This window comes from Erythrobacter sp. F6033 (assembly GCF_023016005.1).
Taxonomy (GTDB): Bacteria; Pseudomonadota; Alphaproteobacteria; order Sphingomonadales; family Sphingomonadaceae; genus Erythrobacter.
This window is the reverse complement of the sequence record NZ_JALKAZ010000002.1, coordinates 472025-491275: the sequence shown is the minus strand read 5'-3', so window position 1 is coordinate 491275 and position 19251 is coordinate 472025. Positions and strand designations below refer to the sequence as shown.

Below are 19251 nucleotides of genomic sequence, written 5' to 3'. Positions count from 1 at the left end.
CGGGTTCGGGTTCGGGTTCGGGTTCGGGTTCGGGTTCGGGTTCGGGTTCGGGTTCGGGTTCGGGTTCGGGTTCGGGTTCGGGTTCGGGTTCGGGTTCGGCGAGGGGTGCTTGTCCTGACGCTGCCACGTCAACCGCATCGTCGGACTTTTCCGGGGCTCCGCGCGCTTCCTCACGCAGTATCTCCGACGCAAGAAAGAGCGCCTTCTCGCGCGCCTCGGTCAGTTCGGCAAAGGCAGAGATGCGCATCGCCTGCGCATCGAGTTCGGCACGCTTGGCCGCATAGGCCGCGTGGATTGCGTCCTTATCGCTGGTCTGAAGTATTCCAAGCGCGGACCACGGCCAATCGCCATTTCCGCGCCCGGATGTGGAGTTAATGACCAACGCTCTCCCCGCGCTCAAGACCAGACAATTCTAGCTGCTCGTCAATCTGGGCCAGCAGACGCGTGAGCCCCTCTTCCGTGTCGCTTTCCGCGCGGGCGACCAGCACGTCTTGCGTGTTGGAAGCACGCAGGAGCCACCAGCCGTCCTTGGTATTCACGCGAACACCGTCGGTCGCATTGACCTCTTCCACTTCGGGGCCGGGACTGGTGGTGAGACGCTCGCTGATTTCCGCAATTGCGGGGAACTTACGAACCTCATCCACCTGAAACCGCATTTCCGGTGTGTTGAGCATATCCGGCATCGCCGAACGCAGCTCGGTCACCGATTTGCCAAGCCGCGCCGACGCCGCGAGCAGGCGGACGCCTGCGTAAAGTGCGTCGTCAAACCCGTAATAGGTGTCGGCAAAGAACACGTGGCCGCTCATCTCACCGGCGAGCGGCGAACCTGTTTCCTTCATTTTGGACTTAATTAGCGAGTGGCCCGTCTTCCACATAAGTGGCTTGCCGCCGTTCTGCGCAACGGAATCGAACAGCGCGCGGCTGGCCTTCACATCCGCGATAATCGTGGCGCCCTGATGCTTTCCGCCTTCTGAAGAGAGCACATCCTCGGCATAGATCATCAGCAATTGATCACCCCAGATCACACGGCCAGTGCCGTCAATCGCACCGATCCGGTCGCCATCACCGTCAAAAGCCACTCCGAAATCGAGGTTCTTCTCCGCGACCAGAGCGCGCAGATCGGCCAGATTGGCCTCCACAGTCGGATCAGGATGGTGGTTTGGAAAATGCCCGTCAACGTCGGTAAACAGCAGGTGGTGCTCCCCGGGGAGCTTGGCAGCGAGCGCTTCGAGAGCGGGGCCGGCAGAACCGTTGCCAGCGTCCCAGCCGACTTTGAGACCGCTAAGAGCGCTGTTGTCGATCCCGGAGAGGCCTTCGAGCATGCGCTCGACATACTCGCCCATGATGTCGCGCGTGCTGACCTCACCGGCACCGTCAGCCCAGTCTCCCGCTGCTGCGATTTCCCCGAGCTTCTGGATATCGGCGCCGAAAAAAGGACGCCCCTGAAATACCATTTTGAAGCCGTTGTAATTGGGGGGATTGTGGCTGCCAGTTATCTGAATGCCGCCATCCACCTCTTCGCTTGAAGCCTCGGCGTAATACAGCATCGGGGTCGCGCTCAGACCGATCCGGACCACATCGCAGCCGCTCGCGGTAAGCCCCTCAATCAAAGCATGTTCGAGCATCGGTGAGCTGACGCGGCCATCATATCCGACAGCCACTGTCTTGCCGCCGGCCCGCGTAAGCAATGTTCCGAAACTGCGCCCGATCGCGCGCGCATCATCAGGGCCAAGCGTCTCGCCGATGATCCCGCGAATGTCATATTCGCGCAGGACGGTGGAATCGAATGTATGGGTCATTGAGTAGGTATTCCTGTGATTTTCATCATCGTTATTGGGCGCCATTGCACGGCAAATGTGTCAATCCTGCGATGGACCGTCATTGCCAATATCTGCGCCGCGATCGGGCAGTTCATCGAGCAAGAGATCGCGCGCATCATTCGCTTCGTGAACGGCGGCATTGCTGCCGCCCTTATCCGGATGAACCATAGAGATCAGCCGCTTATGCGCGGCCAGAATCTGCTGCCGGCTGGCCCCTTGTTCCACGCCCAACAATTTGCGGGCACGAAAGATCGCCTGACTGCGGGTCGATTTGCCGCCAAGGCCTTGCCACGGCCATTTGCCAAATGCCCACCGGAAAAGAATGCAGATTATAGCAAGTATGATTGCGATGCGAAGCATGATGTTATCCTAACGCCAAACCGGGCTCACGGCGAGGAATTTCAGGCAAATGCAGCGCTTTAAGCAAGGCACGCAATTCCTGACGCGCGATCAGATGACTGGTGCCGAGCTCACCCAGATGGCCCTTGTCCAGCAGCGTCAGACCGGACGGGAACAGCTCACGGTAAATCACACGCTCCGAAAGGCCGTGCGTCACCCGAAAGCCAACTCGCTTGGACATTTCTGTCAGCGCCTGCTCGATCCGGGCCATATTGCGTGCCTCGACATGGCCGGTCCGGTTGCGGACGACGACCCAATCCATCTCAGGGCGCTGCCCTTGCACTGTTGCCCGGCTGCGCTTGAGCCGCGCTTCCCAAATCAGCTCGGCGAAGAACGACAATTTCTTGACCTTGAAGGTTTCCGCATCGACCTGACCGATAAGATCGAAATCGACAAAGCTGTCGTTCATTGGGGTTACCAGCGTATCGGCGTTTTCGGCAGCCGTCCGTGCTAGTGGGTCATCGCGGCCTGGATTGTCGATGATCAGAAAATCACAGTCTTTCTCAAGCCGGTCAATCGCGAGCAGAAGCGACTGTTCGCTACGCCCGCGAAACACCTCGCATTGCGGCGTTGGCAGGTCGATCCCGCGCTTCTCCATCGTAGAAACACGGTTTTCCATATAGCGATGCGTGGTGCGCTGGCGCGGATCAAGGTCAAGAGCCGTCACCCGCGCACCTAGATAGGACAGAGCGACCGCGACATGGACCGCCGTGGTCGATTTGCCGGTTCCGCCCTTTTCATTGGCGAAGACAATACGGTGGGCGGTTTGAGCCATTCTGGTGATTGTATCCAAGTACCTTGAGCGATGCTGTGCAGCTGCGCTTGTGAGGACAGGCGGCGAGCGTCTATGTCAAGCCAAACGTTATCTGGGGAGCCAAACTGGTGCAAACAGCAACCACGCTCGATGTGTTGAGAAAAAAAGTCGCAAAATTACGAGAAAGCGGTGAGACAATCGCGCTTGTGCCGACCATGGGAGCTCTGCACGATGGGCACTTAACCCTAGTCAGGCGCGCCCGCGACGCTTGCGACCATGTTGTCGCCTCGATCTTCGTAAACCCGACACAATTCGGGCCGAATGAAGATCTCGACGCCTATCCGCGCCAGCTCGATGCGGATGCCGAAATGCTCGAAAGCGCCGGGTGCGCGCTGCTTTGGGCGCCGACACCCGAAGAAATGTACCCAGACGGTCCAGAGAATTTCGTCACCAATGTCTCTGTTCGAGGTGTCAGCGAGGGCTTCTGCGGGGCTTCGCGGCCGGGGCATTTTGATGGCGTTGCAACCGTTGTGTGCAAACTCTTCAATCAAGTGCGGCCGGATATGGCGTTCTTTGGTGAAAAGGATTTTCAGCAATTGGCGGTTATTCGTGCGATGGCGCGCGATCTGGATTTGTCGTGGCCACAGGCGCATTCGATCATTGGTGTGCCGACGGTGCGCGAAGCCGATGGCCTCGCGATGTCGAGCCGGAACCGGTATCTCTCGCGAGCCGACCGAGAGGCAGCCGCGATTCTGCCTTCAACTCTTGCGCGTGCGGCAAAACTAATTGGAGAGGGCGAACAAGAGATATGGCTTGCGAAGTCCGTAATCGCTGATGACTTGCAGCTTTCAGGGTTCGAAGTCGACTACATTGAAGTCGTAGATTCTCAGACATTAAAGCCACTCGAGACGCTCGAAGGTCGACCGGCGCGAATACTGGTGGCGGCGCGGATCGGGAAAACTCGGTTGATTGACAATATGGCTGTTGGATAATTCGCATTGACGCAGCGCTGCCTATGATGGCAAAGGCGCAGGCCTCAGATGCGGGTATAGCATAGTGGTAATGCTCCAGCCTTCCAAGCTGGCTAGAGGGGTTCGATTCCCCTTACCCGCTCCAGAGCTTGGCGGTCCCCAAACTTTTCTTGGTTTGCTGAACAACGCATAGGCTCTAGCTGACATTTCATGCGAAACCTCACCCATCTTGAACGGCTAGAAGCCGAAAGCATCCATATCTTCCGCGAAGTCGTCGCCGAAGCCGAAAACCCAGTCATGCTGTATTCGGTGGGCAAGGACTCGTCAGTGATGCTGCACCTTGCGCGCAAAGCATTCTATCCGTCACCTCCTCCCTTCCCGATGCTCCATGTGGCATCCGGATGGGATTTTCAGGCGCTTTTGGAGCACCGCGACAAGACGGTGAAGGAATACGGCCTTGAGCTGATCGTTGCTCAGAATGAAGACGCCGAGGAGCAAGGGATCAATCCGTTCGACACCGGCAGTGCGCTGTATTCTCAGGCACAACTCACCGATCCACTGAAACGCGCTTTGACAGAAAACGGTTTCGACGCGGCATTTGGTGGCGGACGCCGTGATGAGGAGAAAGCGCGCGCCAAAGAGCGAGTGTTCTCCTTCCGAACCGCATCACACCGTTGGGACCCCAAAAATCAACGCCCCGAGTTGTGGAATCTCTACAACGCAAAGAAAAGCAAAGATGAGAGCATTCGGGTTTTCCCGATCTCGAATTGGACCGAGCTCGACATCTGGCAGTATATTGCACTGGAAAAAATCGACATCGTGCCGCTGTATCTGTCGCAAAAACGCCCAACGGTGACGCGAGATGGATTGCTCCTGGTGGTTGATGATGATCGCTTCCGGTTCGAAAACGGCGAGGAGCCGGTGGAGCGCTCCGTTCGGTTCCGCACGCTTGGTTGCTACCCGTTGACCGGGGCGACGGAAAGCGAGGCGACCGATATGAACCTGATCATTCAGGAAATGCTGCTCGCCACCGGGTCAGAGCGTCAGGGACGCGCGATCGACAAAGGTCAGTCCGCCTCAATGGAAGACAAAAAGCAGGAGGGGTACTTCTGATGACCGCTCAAGACTCCAGCTTCCAAGTCGACAGCCTCATTGCCGAGGACATCGACGCCTATCTTGACCAGCACCAGCATAAGAGCCTGCTGCGCTTCATCACCTGCGGCAGCGTGGATGATGGCAAATCGACGCTGATCGGACGATTGCTTTACGATTCCAAGATGATCTTCGAAGATCAATTGGCCGCACTGGAAAGCGACAGCAAGAAGGTCGGGACACAGGGCGAAGAGATTGACTTTGCGCTGCTCGTGGATGGCCTCGCCGCTGAACGCGAACAAGGCATCACGATCGACGTCGCCTATCGGTTTTTCACAACCGAAAAGCGCAAATTTATCGTCGCAGACACGCCGGGACACGAACAATACACTCGCAACATGGTCACCGGCGCGTCAACCGCTGATCTCGCTGTAATCCTCGTCGATGCGCGCAAAGGCGTGCTCGTTCAAACGCGGCGCCATAGCTATCTCGTGCACTTGCTTGGCATCAAACATGTGGTTTTGGCCGTAAACAAGATGGATCTCGTCGATTACGATCAGGCCACCTTTGATGCGATCGTCGATGACTATGCAGCGTTTGCCAAAGAAGTCGGCATTGAGGATTTCACTGCAATCCCGATTTCTGGCTTTAAGGGCGACAATATCACTGCTGCGCCTTCTGATAATACGCCGTGGTATTCCGGTCCGGCTCTGATTGATCATCTTGAAAATGTCGATCTGGCCAGCGCAGCCGCTCAGGAACGACCATTCCGCATGCCGGTGCAATGGGTGAACCGTCCGAACCTCGATTTCCGCGGATTTGCGGGACTAATCGCCAGTGGCACCGTCAAAACAGGCGATCCTGTCCGGATTGTGCCTGCAGGCAAGACGAGCACAATCAAAACCATCACGACATTCGATGGGGATCTGGACGAAGCAGTAGCGGGCCAATCTGTCACGCTCACGCTCGAAGACGAAGTCGATTGCAGCCGCGGTGACGTGATAGCTGCAGCGGGCGATCCACCCGAAGCCTCAGATCAATTCTGCTCGACAATCGTGTGGATGGACGAGACTGCGATGAAACCGGGTCGCGGGTATTGGCTGAAAATCGGCAGTCAAATGGTCACCGCAACTGTTCAGTCGCCGAAATACGAAATCGACGTGAACAGCCTCGAACATTTGGCGGCAAAGACGCTGGGGCCGAACGCCATTGGAGTGGCAGAGTTTGCGACCGACCGGCCGATCACATTCGAACCTTATGCCAAGTCGCGTGAGTTGGGTGGCTTCATCCTGATTGACAAGTTCACCAACGCCACCGTCGCGGCCGGGATGATAGAATTCAGCTTGCGCCGCGCGCAGAATGTCCATTGGCAGCCGACGACGATCACGCGCGATGATCACGCTGCTATGAAGAACCAGAAGCCGCGCGTGCTGTGGTTCACTGGTCTTTCCGGTTCGGGCAAGTCGACGATTGCCAATGAAGTGGAAAAGCAGCTCGCTCTGATGAACCGCCATACGTTCTTGCTGGACGGCGACAACGTCCGCCATGGGCTGAACAAGGATCTGGGCTTTACCGAAACTGACCGGATCGAGAACATTCGCCGCATTGGTGAGGTCGCCAGATTGATGACCGATGCCGGATTGATCGTCCTCACCGCATTCATCTCGCCGTTCCGCGCTGAACGTCAGATGGTTCGCGAAATGTTATCGGAAAGCGAGTTCATCGAAGTGTTTGTAGACACTCCTCTTGAGGTTGCAGAGCAGCGCGATGTGAAGGGTCTTTACAAGAAAGCCCGAAGCGGTGAACTAAAGAACTTCACGGGCATCGACAGCCCGTATGAAGCGCCGGAGAACGCCGAAATCACCGTCAATACAGTGGACATGACTCCCGTTGAGGCGGCGGAATACATCATCTCGCAAATCCTTCCGTTGAAATGAGTGCCGCGACTATGACCGACGCCGAACTGGCCGCCCACCTTGCCGAGGTGGCAGGCCGCATTCTGATCGAAGTCCGCGAAAGCAGGATGTTCGAAGGCAAGGCGCTGGGCAAAGCTGGTGATGCAACAGCCAATGAATTCCTTTGCAACGCTCTGCGCGCGCAGCGGCCCGAAGACGGTTTGCTGTCCGAAGAAGAAAAGGACAATTCTGACCGCCTTGCTCAGGAGCGGGTCTGGATTGTTGATCCTGTCGACGGGACCCGCGAATACGGCGAACAGCGCAGCGATTGGGCTGTGCATGTTGGCCTATCAGTCGGCGGTGTGGCAAAAATTGGCGCGGTGGCTTTGCCCGACCTCGATGGCGGAACTGTTGTCCGCACAGATCGGTTGGGCACGCTGCCAGAACCGGCCCACGCGCCTCGTTTTCTAGTCAGCCGCACACGCCCTGCAAAAGAAGCCGTTGCCGTTGCCGAGGCGATGGGCGGCGAGCTGGTCGGCATGGGCAGTGCGGGCGCAAAAGCGATGGCTGTCGTGCGCGGTGAAGCGGAAGTGTATCTGCATTCGGGCGGGCAGTATGAGTGGGACAGCTGCGCGCCCGTCGCGGTTGCCGCTGCCCATGGGCTGCATTGTTCACGGATCGATGGTTCGCCCATTCGCTACAACAGGGCCGATCCTTTTCTACCTGACCTCCTAATCTGCCGCCCCGAATATGCGGACCAGATACTCGGCCTCGTCAGATCTATGGATAGCTAGTCGATTGTGGCAGGTTGGGAGCTCGCCTGAGCTTCTGCTCCGTCAGGTTCAATCACTGACACTTCCACCTCAACACGCCGATTTGCCGCACGTCCTGCGTCATTGGCAGAACCATCTGGCTTAGCATTGGGTTCAGTCGGATTTTGTTCGCCGAAAGCAATCACTTTAACGCGGTCTTCGGCGACGCCTTTTTCTATCAGCCAATCCCTGACAGCGTCACCGCGAAGCTGGGAAGCGCGCAGGTTCACGGCATCGCTACCGGCGGCGTCGCTATGGGCACGTAAGGTTATCAACCCACCATCTGCCACCTGTTCAGAGGCAAGTACCTCCTCAAGAGCAGCGCTGGCCGCTATGTCAATCTCATCCCCGCCAGATGGAAATCCGATTGTCACGTTGAGAGGCTCCAACAACTCCGCTGGCAATTCCGGCTGTTCAACATCAGGGCGCAGAATCGAGACTGGCGCATCTACGCTGGGTGTGGCCTCACTCGCGGCGGGATCGCCATCGGCCGGAGCATCATTTGTCTGATTGCTGCAAGCACCAAGCGCGGCGAACAAACCCAAGGCAAGAATTGGTGCGGTGATTCTCATCAGTATCTCGTTTGAAGTGATCATGTTGCCTGCGGCTTTGCTTGTGTCGGTTCATTCTTGGTCTTGCCGGCCTCTTTCGCCGCGCGTTTGGCCACTTGTTCCTCGGGCGTCATCTGCTGCGCCGGTGTGAACGAGATTACGGTGTCGCCTGCGCGCGGTTCTGGCCGAGCGGCATGCGTGAAAAAGCGCAAATTGCCGCCGCTCCGCACCAACAAAAGGACATTTGCACTGTCAGGCATTGTTTCCTGCGCTTTTTCAAAATCAAACTCATCAGACAGTTTGGTTTTGCGGAACACCCAGCCTTCTTGCTGGCGCTCGCTCACATCGGTGACGCCGAACCCGCTTTCGAACAGCGCTCTTCCGCGAATGCTTTCGGGCAATGCGTGTTTGTCGTCCTCGTCACCGCTTTCGCCAAGCTGGTAGACGCTGTCGCGGCCAATTTCGTGGGCAAATTCATTGCATACAAGCGCATTATACGCCTCGTTATCGGTGGCCGCGACGAGCACCTGGAACGGTGCAAGGTCGAGGTTGTGCTCGGTCGCCTCATTCAGGATCTCGCCGTGATAAAATGGGAGACCTTCGCGCCGCGCAGCGCCTAGGCGTTGCCAACTGGAATCAACCACCATCACCGGTGTCTTCAACGCCTGCATTTCTTTGGCCAAAGCGATTGTCCAAGGGGTCGAACCGACAATGAGCAGCCCCGGTCGCGAAGTGCCTTTTACCTTAAGCCATTTGGCGACCAAATTGATGCTGAAGCCGTGAGCAATGACCGTCGTCACCACAACCGCAAAGCTTAGGGCGGTAAGCACCTGCCCATCGCTATACCCCAAATCAGCGAGGCGAAGCGCGAAGAGGCCCGAAATAGCGACAAGAACGATGCCTCGGGGAGCGATCCAGGCAACAAACAGCCGCTCGTTCCACGGGACATCCGAACCGAGCAGACTGATCAAGACTGTTAGCGGTCGGACCAAGAACAGCAGTGCCAGCAGGAACAACACGAACCGCAAACCGACTTCGGTTGTCGGATCGAGATAAACCAAGTCACTCCAGCTCAAACTCGCCGATAGCAAAATGAAGATGCCCGAAACGAGCAGAACGGCGACGTTTTCCTTGAACGGATGGATTGATCTGATGCTGGAAAAGCCGGTGTTTGCGAGCGTGATGCCCATCACTGTCACTGCGACAAGGCCGGCTTCGTGTTCGATCTTGTTGGTAAGAACAAACACGAAAATCACGGTGATGAAGAGAACGGGGACCTTTAGATATTCCGGGATTGCTCCGCGCGGAAAAGCGTATGCGATAAAGCGCGCGGCGGCATAGCCAATCAACCCTGCCAGAATTGCGGCGATGATCAATGGCGGGACCACCTCAGCCAATGAAGCATTGGGGCTTTCAGCGACACGGCGGAAATATTCATAGGCGATGACGGCACACAGGGCGCCGGTTGGATCGTTTACGATCCCTTCCCATTTCAGGATCGAATTGGGGCGTGCCTGCACTTTGGCCTGTCGTAGTAACGGGATCACGACCGTGGGACCGGTGACGATCAGGATTCCTCCGAACAGCACGGCCACCGGCCATGCAAGCCCCGCAATTTGGCTGGCAGCGAGCGCGCCGAGCGCCCATCCGACAACGACGCCAATGGTCGCCAACCTCCACACAGCGCTGCCCGAATGGCGCAATTCTCTCAGATCAAGGCTCAAACCGCCTTCGAACAGGATAAGCGCGACGCCAATACCGATCGCCGGGTCAAGCAAATCGCCAAACGCCGCCTCTGGATCCAAAAGCCGAAATCCGAGCTCACCAGCGACAGGCCCCGCAAGGAAACCTGCGGCAAGCATCAGCACAATCGCTGGCCAGCCTGTGCGCCAGGCAATCCATTGCGCCCCGACACCGAGAACACCAATAGTGGCAATAACAAGCGCTTGCGATTCCATGCTTTCTTCAGCTTCCCCGCGCTCTTGCAACAGATCCAGACGTCGTGCGCTACTGGCACTGCAACGTATTTACAGACTTTACAGCACTAGTCGCCCTCAAATTCCATAAGTGCTTGAACTCCAACGCCTGCCTCGCGAAGTTTCGACGCTCCGCCGAGATCCGGCAAGTCGATCACAAAGAGAGCATCGTCAACAACAGCGCCTGCATCGCGCAGCAATTGTGCTGTGGCGAGAGCGGTACCGCCTGTTGCAATGAGATCGTCAACAATGACGATTCTTTCGCCGTCGCCGATCGCGCCGGGATCAACCTCTAGCCGGTCGGTCCCGTATTCAAGCGCGTAGTCAATGCCGATAGTCTTGATCGGGAGTTTGCCGGGCTTGCGGACAGGAATAAACCCTACGCCCAGCTGGACCGCCACAGCGGCGCCGAAGATAAAACCACGCGCTTCCATACCCGCGATTTTCTGGGCTCCACATGCTCTTGCAAAAGCGGCAAGGTGGCGGACGCTTGAGGCCATACCCTTGGGATGGCCAATCAAAGTGGTGATATCGCGGAATTGAATACCGGGTTCGGGAAAATCAGGCACCGTACGCACCAGCGCTTTCAGTTCATCAGGCGAAAGCGGCTCGGCAGTCATTTGGAATTCCCTTCAAAGGCGCGCGTGAACAAAGCAAAACGCCCCGGTATCCACGAGGAACACCGAGGCGTTTGGATGCATCACTCAGATAGAGTGCTTACTTTTTCTTTGGCTTCTGGCCAGCCCAAACCTGTTTGTACGACATGTAAGCAAGGCTGGTGGCAAACAGCAGGAACAGGATGACTGCCCAACCGGTCTGCTTCCGCTTGATCAAGGTCGGTTCAGCCGTCCAAGTCAGGAACGCCGCGATGTCGGCTGACATCTGAGGCACGGTTGCTTCGGTTCCGTCATCATAAGTAATCGCGCCTTCGACAAGCTGCGGTGCCATCGCCAAGTTTACGTTTTCAAACCATGGGTTGAAATACAGACCCTCTGGCGTTTCAAAGCCGTTCGCTTCAGCCGCCGCGAGCTTTTCGGGATCGGGCTCAACATAGCCGTTCAGCAGCGAATACACATAGTTCGAACCGTCTTTGCGCGCTTTCGTCATCAACGTAAGATCAGGCGGGATCGCATTGTTGTTTGCAGCCGCTGCGGCAACGTTGTTCGGATACGGGTTCGGGAAGTAATCTGTCGGCAAGCCGGGACGAAGGACTGCTTCGCCAGTGTTAGGATCGATGCCCGGAACGGGCCAGGTCGCCGCCTCTGCGCGAACTTGCTCTTCGCTATAGCCGAGTTCCTCAAGGTTGCGGAAAGCGACATATTTCAGCCCGTGGCACGCTGAACAGACCTGCTTGTAGATGGAATAGCCACGCTGCAGCTGAGCGTAGTCCCATTTGCCAACCGGGCCTGCGAAAGAGAAACCGCCTTCAGGCGCGACCGGTTTTTCCTTGAATACGTAATACGCTGACTTTTCGGCTGGAGGGCCGGAAACCAGATTGACTACGCCGGGAACCAGCGACCAGAAGACCAGCACGGCGGTGATGCCGATACCTGCCAGAATGCCTGCTAGACGGATTGTCATGACCTAACTCTTTCTCGTTATCGGGTCAGTAAAATGGGCGTGACCGTGTGTTTACGCGGGCTGCGCGGCGGGTTCTTCATCCGAACCAAGGACCGCTTCGGTAATCGAAAACGGCAATGGCTTGGGCACTTCGATCTGACTGATGATCGGCAAGATCACCAGGAAATGCATGAAATAGTACGCCGTAAAGATCTGGCTCAGCAGAACATATGGCTCTTCAGCCGGTGCACCGCCGCAGATCGTAAGGACGATCATTGTCGGGATCAGGCCAAACCAGAAGAACTTCTTGAACATCGGGCGGTAGTGGCCCGAACGCACTGGGCTCTTATCGAGCCATGGCAGGAAGAACCAGACCAGGATCGAACCGAACATTGCAATCACACCAAGCAGCTTGGCCTGCACCAATACGATGCCCGTGAACGGGATTGTCAAATCGCCTGTGAAGGCACGCAAGATCGCGTAGAACGGCAGGAAGTACCATTCCGGAACGATGTGCGCCGGTGTCGAAAGCGGGTTGGCTTCGATGTAGTTGTCCGGGTGGCCCAAGAAGTTCGGCAGGAAGAACACCATAAAGGTGAACGCGATCAGGAACACGCCAAGGCCAAAGCCGTCTTTCGCCGTGTAATACGGGTGGAACGGAACAGTGTCGCTTTCCTTCTTCACTTCGACGCCAGTCGGGTTCGACGAACCCGGAATGTGCAGCGCCCAGATGTGGAGGATAACCACACCAGCAATCACAAATGGCAGCAGGAAGTGCAGCGAGAAGAAGCGGTTCAGGGTTGAATCGTTCGGGGCATAGCCACCGACGAGCCAAACCTGCAGCGGCTCACCAATGAACGGGATCGCGCCGAACAGGCCGGTGATCACTTTCGCGCCCCAGAAGCTCATCTGACCCCATGGCAGGACGTACCCCATAAAGGCGGTCGCCATCATAAGCAGGAAGATGACCACACCGAGCAGCCAGATCATTTCGCGCGGTGCCTTGTACGACGAATAATACAGGCCACGGAAGATGTGCAGATAGATCACGATGAAGAAGAAGCTGGCGCCGTTGGCGTGCGCATACCGCATCATCCAGCCCCAGTTTACGTTGCGCATGATGTGCTCAACCTGACCGAAGGCAACTTCGGTGTTCGAAGCATAGTGCATCGCCAGTATGACGCCGGTGACGATTTGCAGCACAAGGCAGAAACCGGCGAGCACGCCGAAATTCCACATATAGTTGAGGTTGCGCGGAACCGGATAGCCCGCACCAATTGCGTTGTAGACGAGGCGCGGCAAAGGCAGCTTCTCGTCAATCCACTTGGTGAAGTCGCTTTTCGGTTCGTACTGCTTGGCCCAGGCAAAACTCATAATGGTCTCTCGGTTCTCAGCGTGAAATCAGTGTGTTCGTATCAACTGCGCAACATCAGCCGACGCGGATGACATCGCCGTTGAATGCGTAATCAGGAACGGTAAGGTTGGTTGGCGCAGGGCCTTTGCGAATGCGGCCGGCGGTATCGTAGTGCGAACCATGACACGGGCAATAATAGCCGCCAAATTCGCCTTTGTTCTCGCCCTCGGCAGCGCCTAGAGGCACGCAGCCGAGGTGGGTGCAAACGCCCATCGTGACCAGAATGTCTTCGTGGCCTTCTTGCGTACGATCGGCAAGAGTCTCCGGGTCACGCAGTGATCCTGCATCAACTTCATTGGCCGCTGCAATTTCTTCAGGCGTCAAACGCTTGATGAAGAGCGGCTGATCGCGGAAAACCGATTTGATCGACTGGCCGACCTGAACTTGAGAAACATCAACTTCGGTCGTGCTTGCAGCCAAAACGTCAGCCGTAGGAGCCATCTGGCTAACCAGCGGAAAGATCACCGATGCTCCGCCAACTCCGGCAGTACCCAGCGCCGCGATATGGATCCAATCGCGGCGACGTACGCCTTCTTCGCCTGCGTCAGCAGTGCTTTCTACAGTTCCGGCTCCGCTTGTTTCAGCCATCTTGCCTTACCTTGCTAGTGTGCCCACGATTGACGCTTCGCCAACGCGGGATTGAAGTTAAACTGTTTATCCAATCGGAGAATGCGTCGCATACGACATCCCCTGAAAGTTAAAAACCGAAGACCTTTGGTCGCTTATACGTTCCGGCTCGCCGCGCCAATAGACAGAAACGCGGCGAAATCCAACCGTGTTTTGAGCACTGATTGTTCACTTTGGTGCAAGAACCGAGTGCCGTAGCGTTCCTGCAACGGATCAACCGACCGAGATCATACTGATTTGCCGCCCATAATTGGCCTCATTGCGCTGCGTTGCGCGGCGATAAGAGTAGTAACGCGCAGATTCGCCGTAGGTATCGCGGGCAATGTTCTCCACGATTCCGACACCCGATGCCGTCAAACGGGCGATGCAGTAGGATGGTAAATCAAATTGCCATCTTGGTTTCCCCTCCCTTTCCGGAGCAGGCGTGAAATGCACCGCGTCGCCATCGGTAAAGTGCGCGAGGAACGCCTCGTCCACCTCATAACTCGCCTGCGCAATCGTAGGACCGATTGCGCAGGCGATGTTGGCCCGGTTTGCGCCAAGTGCCTCCATCGCTGCGACGGTGTTTTCGATAACGCCGCCATGTGCGCCGCGCCATCCGGCATGAGCCGCACCAACGATCCCCGCTTGTGCGTCTGCAAAAAGGACAGGGGCACAATCCGCGGTCACTATACCAAGCACGATGCCACGCTGAGCGGTGACCAAAGCGTCTGCGACGGGGCGGCCGGCGACCGAGTCTTCCCATGCCTCTGTGACAGTAACTACATCTGGCGAGTGGACCTGATGCGGGGTTACGACATGTCCGTCAGTAACAATGGCATTGGCAGCCATCGCGCGGGTCTTGCGGATATGCTCGGCCTCACCGTCACCGCCATAACCGAATTGATGTGCGCCGCCGCTGCTGCCGAAAAAACCGTGCGGCACGCGATCAAGCGCGGCCGCCGTGGTAATGTCGAACGGTGCCGGATCAGCCGCCATGAACCGCCTTAGCCTTCGAGAGATCGTGTGACTTGCTCGAACGTATCGCGCGATAGCCCTTCGGCCCGGCTGATCCGTTCTAGTTCCGCTTTCATCAGGCCGGCGCGAACCGATTCGATCCGCCTCCAACGGCCAAGCGCCGGGACAAATCGCGCCGCCGTTTGCGGATTGATTGGATCAAGCGCGAGGATCACGTCGGCGATCAGTTTATAGCCCGAGCCATCGACAGCATGGAAACCCTGCGGATTGCCCGCAAAGGCCATGTAGAGCGAGCGAACACGGTTCGGGTTGCTCATGGTGAAATCAGGATGCTCGGCCAACGCCTTCACATGCTCTTGCACATCACCATGCAGCGATAGCGCCTGAAGCGTGAACCATTTGTCGACCACCAGCGCATTCGATTGATAGCGATCGTAGAACGCGGCAAGCCGCTCTGCGCGGGCTGGCGTTTCAAGGCCGCACAGCACCATCAGCGCGCCTTGGCGGTCGGTCATATTGTCCGCCTCGTCAAACTGGCGTGCGGCCATAATCGCAGCCCGTTCAGGATCGCTGGCAGCGAAGATACCGGCGATGATCGACTTCACTTTGCGCGCACCGCGTCCGGCGGGATCGTCAAAGGAAACATCGACAACGCGGGCATAAAGGCTTTCAAGCTCGCGCTTAAGCGTGAAACCAATCGCCGCCTTCAACTGCTCGCGCTCATTGTGGATTGCGCCGGGATCGGCCTTGCGATTGCCGGTTGCCATTGCCTCGAACAGATAGGTCTCGCTTGGCAGCGTCATCAGCTCGCCGCGCATGCTGTCGTCCAGATCGCCATCCGTCACAATCGCGCGCATCGCATCGCCGATTGCGGTTTTCCCAGCCGCGCGGCCTGCTTCATCCAAATCACCGCTGGCAGCCGCAACCAGATGTTTCACAACGAGTTCCTGCATCGCTTCATAGCGCGCGAAAGGATCATCATCGGATGCCGCGAGGAAGACAAGATCATCGCGCTCCAGATCGCGCTCGATCACAACTGGCGCGGTAAAGCCGCGATTGATCGACAGCACCGGCACAGGGCCGGAGAGAGGAAGAGTGAACCTCTCTTCATCACCTGTGAGCACTATGAGCTGCTCCGCGCCAATCGCGCCTGTCTCACGGCAATGGACCGCGACGCGCAGCGGAATGGGCATCGCGCCTTTCACATCCTGCCCCGGCGTGGGCGGCACTGTCTGTTTGAGTGTCACCGCCAGACCGTCACCGGCCAGTTCCTGACTGACCTCGACACGCGGCGTGCCCGCCTGACGATACCAGCGGCGGAATTGCGCAAGCTCAAGCCCCGCACCGTCTTCGATAGCGGTGATGAAGTCTTCGCACGTCGCGGCTTCGCCATCGTGCCGGTCGAAATAGAGATCGGTGCCAGCGCGGAACTTTTCCTCGCCCGCCATGGTGCGCATCATGCGGATAACTTCGGCGCCCTTGTTATAGACTGTCGCGGTGTAAAAGTTGCTGATCTCGCGGTAGCTATCGGGCCGGATTGGGTGCGCCAGCGGCCCCGCATCTTCGGGGAATTGCGCCGCTCGCAGGATGCGCACATCCTCGATCCGCTTCACAGCCTCGCCCTGCATATCCTGACTGAACAGCTGATCGCGCAGAACGGTGAAGCCTTCTTTCAGGCTCAGCTGGAACCAGTCACGGCAGGTGATCCGGTTGCCCGACCAATTGTGGAAATACTCATGCGCAATCACACCTTCGACCGCGTCGAAATCCGCATCGGTCGCGGTGTCGGTGTCAGCCAGAACGTACTTCGTGTTGAAGACATTCAGACCCTTATTCTCCATAGCGCCCATATTGAAATCGCTGACGGCAACGATGTTGTAGAGGTCAAGATCGTATTCGCGCCCGAATGTCTCTTCGTCCCACTTCATTGATTTCTTGAGCGACTCAACCGCGTGATCGGTGCGCGGCAAGTCTTCTGCGCGGACCCAGACATTCAATTCGACCACTCGGCCATTCATCGTCGTGAATGTGCCCGAATTCGCCACTAGATCGCCCGCGACCAGCGCGAAAAGATAGGAAGGCTTTGGCCATGGGTCATGCCATTCGGCCCAATGCGTTCCGTTCTCACCATCACCAGAGGCCGTGTTGTTGCCGTTGCACAGCAGGATCGGGAACTGATCTTTCGGCCCTTCCATTCGCACCGTGTAGGTCGACAGGACATCAGGGCGATCAGGGAAGAACGTGATCCGGCGGAAACCCTCGGCCTCACACTGGGTGCAGAGCATTCCATTTGAAGCATAGAGACCCATCAGGGTCGTGTTCGCGCTTGGATCGATAGTGGTCTCGATAGTGACTTCGTGGCTTTTGCCCGGAAGCGTGACGACCAGGTCGGGGCCGTCCATGGTCCAATCAGCAGCAGGTTCGCCATCGATCAAAACCGCATCCGCTTTCAGACTGTCACCGTTGAGGCGGAGTTCCTGCGTCGCCTCGGCATCGGGATTGCGTTCGACGTTTAGCGTAGCCACCACCTTTGTCGTCTCAACGCCGAGGCCGAAGGCCAACTTTGTCTGCGGCACCCGCCATGGAAACGGCGTGTAATCCTTGCGGAGGATTACCGGCGGCTCTGCCGGCGAAGGGGCGGCATCCGCCAGTTCAGGGTTGCCTTCGGGGTTTGTCGGTGTCGTTGCGATGTCCATGGCGTGATGATTTAGGTTGATTTGCGCGCCAGTCCAGCAGCATGGTTCGCTACATGGCACATTTGTTGATTTTCGGCCTTGGCTACACCGCAAAGCGGATCGCAGCAGCAATGCGAAAACGCGGCTGGGATGTCAGCGCAACCGGCAGCGACGGCGATGTCGATTTTGCTGACGCTGCGGCGGTGAAGACCGCCTTGGGTAAAGCCACCCACGTTCTTTCCTCCGTCCCGCCTGATCGCAAAAGCGGCCTTGATCCGGTGCTCGATACTTATGGGCGGGACTTCGGAGAGGCGTGGTATGGCTACCTCTCCTCAACGGGGGTCTACGGGGACCAGAAAGGCGCCTGGGTCGACGAAACGTCCCCTACAGGAACGGGCCGGCGCAGTGCGCGGTCAGATGCGGATGCTCTTTGGGTGGAATTGGGAGCGCGAGTGTTTCGCCTGCCGGGCATTTACGGTCCGGGCCGCAGCGCGCTGGATCGCGTGCAAGACAGCAAAGCGCGGCGGATCGATATGCCGGGTCAGGTTTTCAGCCGCGTGCATGTTAATGACATTGCAAGCGGCGTGGTCGCGGCGCTTACCGGCGATGCGCCTGCAGGGGCATACAATCTGGGCGACGACCTCCCAGCCAGCGGAAACGCGGTGACGGAGCATGCTTGCCAGTTATTGGGGTTGGAGCCGCCGCCATTGCAAACATTGGAGGAAGCCAATCTGTCCAAAATGGCGCTCGGATTCTATTCAGAGAACCGCCGCGTCGCCAATGGCAAGGCAAAACGTGTTCTCGGCTGGGAGCCGAAGTATCCGACCTATGTTGAGGGGCTAGCGGCGCTGCTTGGCTCTTAAAGCGACAACCATTCCGATCACCGCCAGCACCATTCCGCCGATAGTCAGCGCGGTCCAGCGGTAGTCTTCGAACAGGGTCGAAATCGCCATGGCGACAGAGATTGTCAGGATCGAATTATAGGCCGTGCGTCCCGCGCCGATCTCGCGCACCAGATTGTAATGCAGCGGGAATGTCACCACTGAACCGATCAGCGCGAGATAGACGATGCCCGCCCAATAGGTGCCGCTTGTCGGAACGGGCGGCGGGCCAGCCGTCAGGAATGCAAACCCTAGATCGAAGACCGTGCCGTAAAGCATCGCCCAAGCAAGCAGGCTAACCATCGGCACAGCGCGTCCAGTGGGATTGGCCTGGATCACATTGGCAAGCGACGCCGCGAGAATGCCCAGAAACGCTAGCCCGATGCCCAGCGCAACGTTGCCGCCGACAACACCCGCATTCGGATTGGCGCGCCATTCATGCACGAGCAGCAGAAGCACACCGACGATCGCCACAGCGCTGCCGATCATAAAACCGCTTTGGACTTTCTCGCCCAGAAACACCCGCCCGAACAGCGCGTTGGGCACCATCAGCAAGCCAAACATCATCGCCACAATGCCCGACGTCACATACAGCTCTGCATGATAGACAAAGAGGAAGTTACCGCTGAACTGGAATATGCCCACCAGCGCGGCGAGCTTGTGTTCGGGCCGCGTCAGGATCAGTCGACGTTTCATCAGGAACGCGACCAGAAATAGCGCAGGGGTCGCCAGCGCGAAGCGGTAAAATACCGACCACGCTGCGGGCACTCCGTCGATCTGCCCGGTGATGACAAACCACGTCGATCCCCAGATCGAACCGGTGAGGATAAATGGCAGGATAACCCGCCAGCTCAGCATGGGCGTTTG

The 19251-nt window shown here is 57.6% G+C and carries 18 protein-coding genes and 1 tRNA gene; 6 read left to right on the top strand and 13 right to left on the bottom strand.

Features of this window, described 5'->3' with window-relative positions; genetic code table 11:
• The 4 genes from MWU39_RS14500 to MWU39_RS14485 all read right to left on the bottom strand — a co-directional run.
• Positions 1–382 (bottom strand): hypothetical protein (locus MWU39_RS14500; RefSeq protein WP_247161079.1); only part of this gene is annotated, 382 nt, incomplete at its 3' end.
• Positions 372–1799 carry a phosphomannomutase/phosphoglucomutase gene (locus MWU39_RS14495; protein WP_247161078.1) on the bottom strand — a complete coding sequence of 476 codons (1428 nt, stop codon included), beginning with the start codon at positions 1797–1799 and terminating at the stop codon, positions 372–374. The genes MWU39_RS14495 and MWU39_RS14500, both read right to left, overlap by 11 nt.
• A gap of 60 nt (positions 1800–1859) precedes the next feature.
• Positions 1860–2180 carry a J domain-containing protein gene (locus MWU39_RS14490; protein WP_247161076.1) on the bottom strand — a complete coding sequence of 107 codons (321 nt, stop codon included), beginning with the start codon at positions 2178–2180 and terminating at the stop codon, positions 1860–1862.
• A 4-nt stretch (positions 2181–2184) separates the two neighbouring features.
• Entirely contained in the window at positions 2185–2994 is an 810-nt protein-coding gene (locus MWU39_RS14485) for a division plane positioning ATPase MipZ (RefSeq protein ID WP_247161075.1), read from the bottom strand.
• Between the two features lie 107 nt (positions 2995–3101).
• Here MWU39_RS14485 and panC point away from each other — a divergent pair, with 107 nt between their 5' ends.
• The 5 genes from panC to MWU39_RS14460 all read left to right on the top strand — a co-directional run bounded on the left by panC (position 3102) and on the right by MWU39_RS14460 (position 7725).
• Positions 3102–3965, top strand: coding sequence for a pantoate--beta-alanine ligase (gene panC / locus MWU39_RS14480; protein ID WP_247161074.1), 864 nt, complete (start codon positions 3102–3104; stop codon positions 3963–3965).
• 50 nt (positions 3966–4015) lie between these two features.
• A tRNA-Gly gene (locus tag MWU39_RS14475) sits at positions 4016–4089 on the top strand.
• Between the two features lie 65 nt (positions 4090–4154).
• Positions 4155–5057 carry a sulfate adenylyltransferase subunit CysD gene (gene cysD, locus MWU39_RS14470; RefSeq protein ID WP_247161066.1) on the top strand — a complete coding sequence of 301 codons (903 nt, stop codon included), beginning with the start codon at positions 4155–4157 and terminating at the stop codon, positions 5055–5057.
• On the top strand, positions 5057–6973 hold the full coding sequence (cysN, locus tag MWU39_RS14465) for a sulfate adenylyltransferase subunit CysN (RefSeq protein WP_247161065.1): 1917 nt from the start codon (positions 5057–5059) through the stop codon (positions 6971–6973). Before cysD ends, cysN begins: the two co-directional genes overlap by 1 nt.
• Positions 6974–6984: 11 nt before the next feature.
• A complete protein-coding gene (locus MWU39_RS14460; RefSeq protein ID WP_247161063.1) occupies positions 6985–7725 on the top strand; it encodes a 3'(2'),5'-bisphosphate nucleotidase CysQ in 741 nt (246 codons plus the stop codon).
• On the opposite strand, the gene MWU39_RS14455 is transcribed toward MWU39_RS14460, so the two are convergent.
• The 8 genes from MWU39_RS14455 to pepN all read right to left on the bottom strand — a co-directional run bounded on the left by MWU39_RS14455 (position 7722) and on the right by pepN (position 17524).
• On the bottom strand, positions 7722–8315 hold the full coding sequence (locus MWU39_RS14455) for an OmpA family protein (protein ID WP_247161061.1): 594 nt from the start codon (positions 8313–8315) through the stop codon (positions 7722–7724). The two genes, MWU39_RS14460 and MWU39_RS14455, sit on opposite strands and share 4 nt — an antisense overlap.
• A gap of 20 nt (positions 8316–8335) precedes the next feature.
• Positions 8336–10252 carry a sodium:proton antiporter gene (locus tag MWU39_RS14450; RefSeq protein WP_247161059.1) on the bottom strand — a complete coding sequence of 639 codons (1917 nt, stop codon included), beginning with the start codon at positions 10250–10252 and terminating at the stop codon, positions 8336–8338.
• Between the two features lie 86 nt (positions 10253–10338).
• A complete protein-coding gene (locus tag MWU39_RS14445) occupies positions 10339–10890 on the bottom strand; it encodes an adenine phosphoribosyltransferase (RefSeq protein ID WP_247161057.1) in 552 nt (183 codons plus the stop codon).
• 97 nt (positions 10891–10987) lie between these two features.
• Positions 10988–11851 carry a cytochrome c1 gene (locus MWU39_RS14440; protein WP_247161055.1) on the bottom strand — a complete coding sequence of 288 codons (864 nt, stop codon included), beginning with the start codon at positions 11849–11851 and terminating at the stop codon, positions 10988–10990.
• A 51-nt stretch (positions 11852–11902) separates the two neighbouring features.
• A complete protein-coding gene (locus MWU39_RS14435; RefSeq protein WP_247161053.1) occupies positions 11903–13204 on the bottom strand; it encodes a cytochrome b/b6 in 1302 nt (433 codons plus the stop codon).
• A 55-nt stretch (positions 13205–13259) separates the two neighbouring features.
• Positions 13260–13832, bottom strand: coding sequence for a ubiquinol-cytochrome c reductase iron-sulfur subunit (gene petA, locus MWU39_RS14430; protein ID WP_247161051.1), 573 nt, complete (start codon positions 13830–13832; stop codon positions 13260–13262).
• Between the two features lie 252 nt (positions 13833–14084).
• A complete protein-coding gene (pgeF, locus tag MWU39_RS14425; protein ID WP_247161049.1) occupies positions 14085–14849 on the bottom strand; it encodes a peptidoglycan editing factor PgeF in 765 nt (254 codons plus the stop codon).
• 8 nt (positions 14850–14857) lie between these two features.
• Entirely contained in the window at positions 14858–17524 is a 2667-nt protein-coding gene (pepN, locus tag MWU39_RS14420) for an aminopeptidase N (protein ID WP_247161047.1), read from the bottom strand.
• A gap of 53 nt (positions 17525–17577) precedes the next feature.
• Here pepN and MWU39_RS14415 point away from each other — a divergent pair, with 53 nt between their 5' ends.
• Positions 17578–18366, top strand: a complete 789-nt coding sequence (locus tag MWU39_RS14415; protein ID WP_247161041.1) for an SDR family NAD(P)-dependent oxidoreductase — start codon at positions 17578–17580, stop codon at positions 18364–18366.
• Here the strand turns inward: MWU39_RS14415 and MWU39_RS14410 are convergent.
• Positions 18343–19242 carry a DMT family transporter gene (locus MWU39_RS14410; protein WP_247161124.1) on the bottom strand — a complete coding sequence of 300 codons (900 nt, stop codon included), beginning with the start codon at positions 19240–19242 and terminating at the stop codon, positions 18343–18345. The two genes, MWU39_RS14415 and MWU39_RS14410, sit on opposite strands and share 24 nt — an antisense overlap.
• Positions 19243–19251 lie beyond the last annotated feature (9 nt).

Bases quoted from the DNA above. Each gene is read 5' to 3' on its own strand.
- MWU39_RS14450 (WP_247161059.1), bottom strand. From the start codon at position 10,252: ATGGAATCGCAAGCGCTTGTTATTGCCACTATTGGTGTTCTCGGTGTC.
- MWU39_RS14455 (WP_247161061.1), bottom strand. From the start codon at position 8,315: ATGAGAATCACCGCACCAATTCTTGCCTTGGGTTTGTTCGCCGCGCTT.
- MWU39_RS14410 (WP_247161124.1), bottom strand. From the start codon at position 19,242: ATGCTGAGCTGGCGGGTTATCCTGCCATTTATCCTCACCGGTTCGATC.
- MWU39_RS14445 (WP_247161057.1), bottom strand. From the start codon at position 10,890: ATGACTGCCGAGCCGCTTTCGCCTGATGAACTGAAAGCGCTGGTGCGT.
- pepN (WP_247161047.1), bottom strand. From the start codon at position 17,524: ATGGACATCGCAACGACACCGACAAACCCCGAAGGCAACCCTGAACTG.
- MWU39_RS14460 (WP_247161063.1), top strand. From the start codon at position 6,985: ATGACCGACGCCGAACTGGCCGCCCACCTTGCCGAGGTGGCAGGCCGC.
- cysD (WP_247161066.1), top strand. From the start codon at position 4,155: ATGCGAAACCTCACCCATCTTGAACGGCTAGAAGCCGAAAGCATCCAT.
- MWU39_RS14415 (WP_247161041.1), top strand. From the start codon at position 17,578: ATGGCACATTTGTTGATTTTCGGCCTTGGCTACACCGCAAAGCGGATC.
- MWU39_RS14485 (WP_247161075.1), bottom strand. From the start codon at position 2,994: ATGGCTCAAACCGCCCACCGTATTGTCTTCGCCAATGAAAAGGGCGGA.
- MWU39_RS14435 (WP_247161053.1), bottom strand. From the start codon at position 13,204: ATGAGTTTTGCCTGGGCCAAGCAGTACGAACCGAAAAGCGACTTCACC.
- MWU39_RS14490 (WP_247161076.1), bottom strand. From the start codon at position 2,180: ATGCTTCGCATCGCAATCATACTTGCTATAATCTGCATTCTTTTCCGG.
- pgeF (WP_247161049.1), bottom strand. From the start codon at position 14,849: ATGGCGGCTGATCCGGCACCGTTCGACATTACCACGGCGGCCGCGCTT.
- cysN (WP_247161065.1), top strand. From the start codon at position 5,057: ATGACCGCTCAAGACTCCAGCTTCCAAGTCGACAGCCTCATTGCCGAG.
- MWU39_RS14440 (WP_247161055.1), bottom strand. From the start codon at position 11,851: ATGACAATCCGTCTAGCAGGCATTCTGGCAGGTATCGGCATCACCGCC.
- petA (WP_247161051.1), bottom strand. From the start codon at position 13,832: ATGGCTGAAACAAGCGGAGCCGGAACTGTAGAAAGCACTGCTGACGCA.
- MWU39_RS14495 (WP_247161078.1), bottom strand. From the start codon at position 1,799: ATGACCCATACATTCGATTCCACCGTCCTGCGCGAATATGACATTCGC.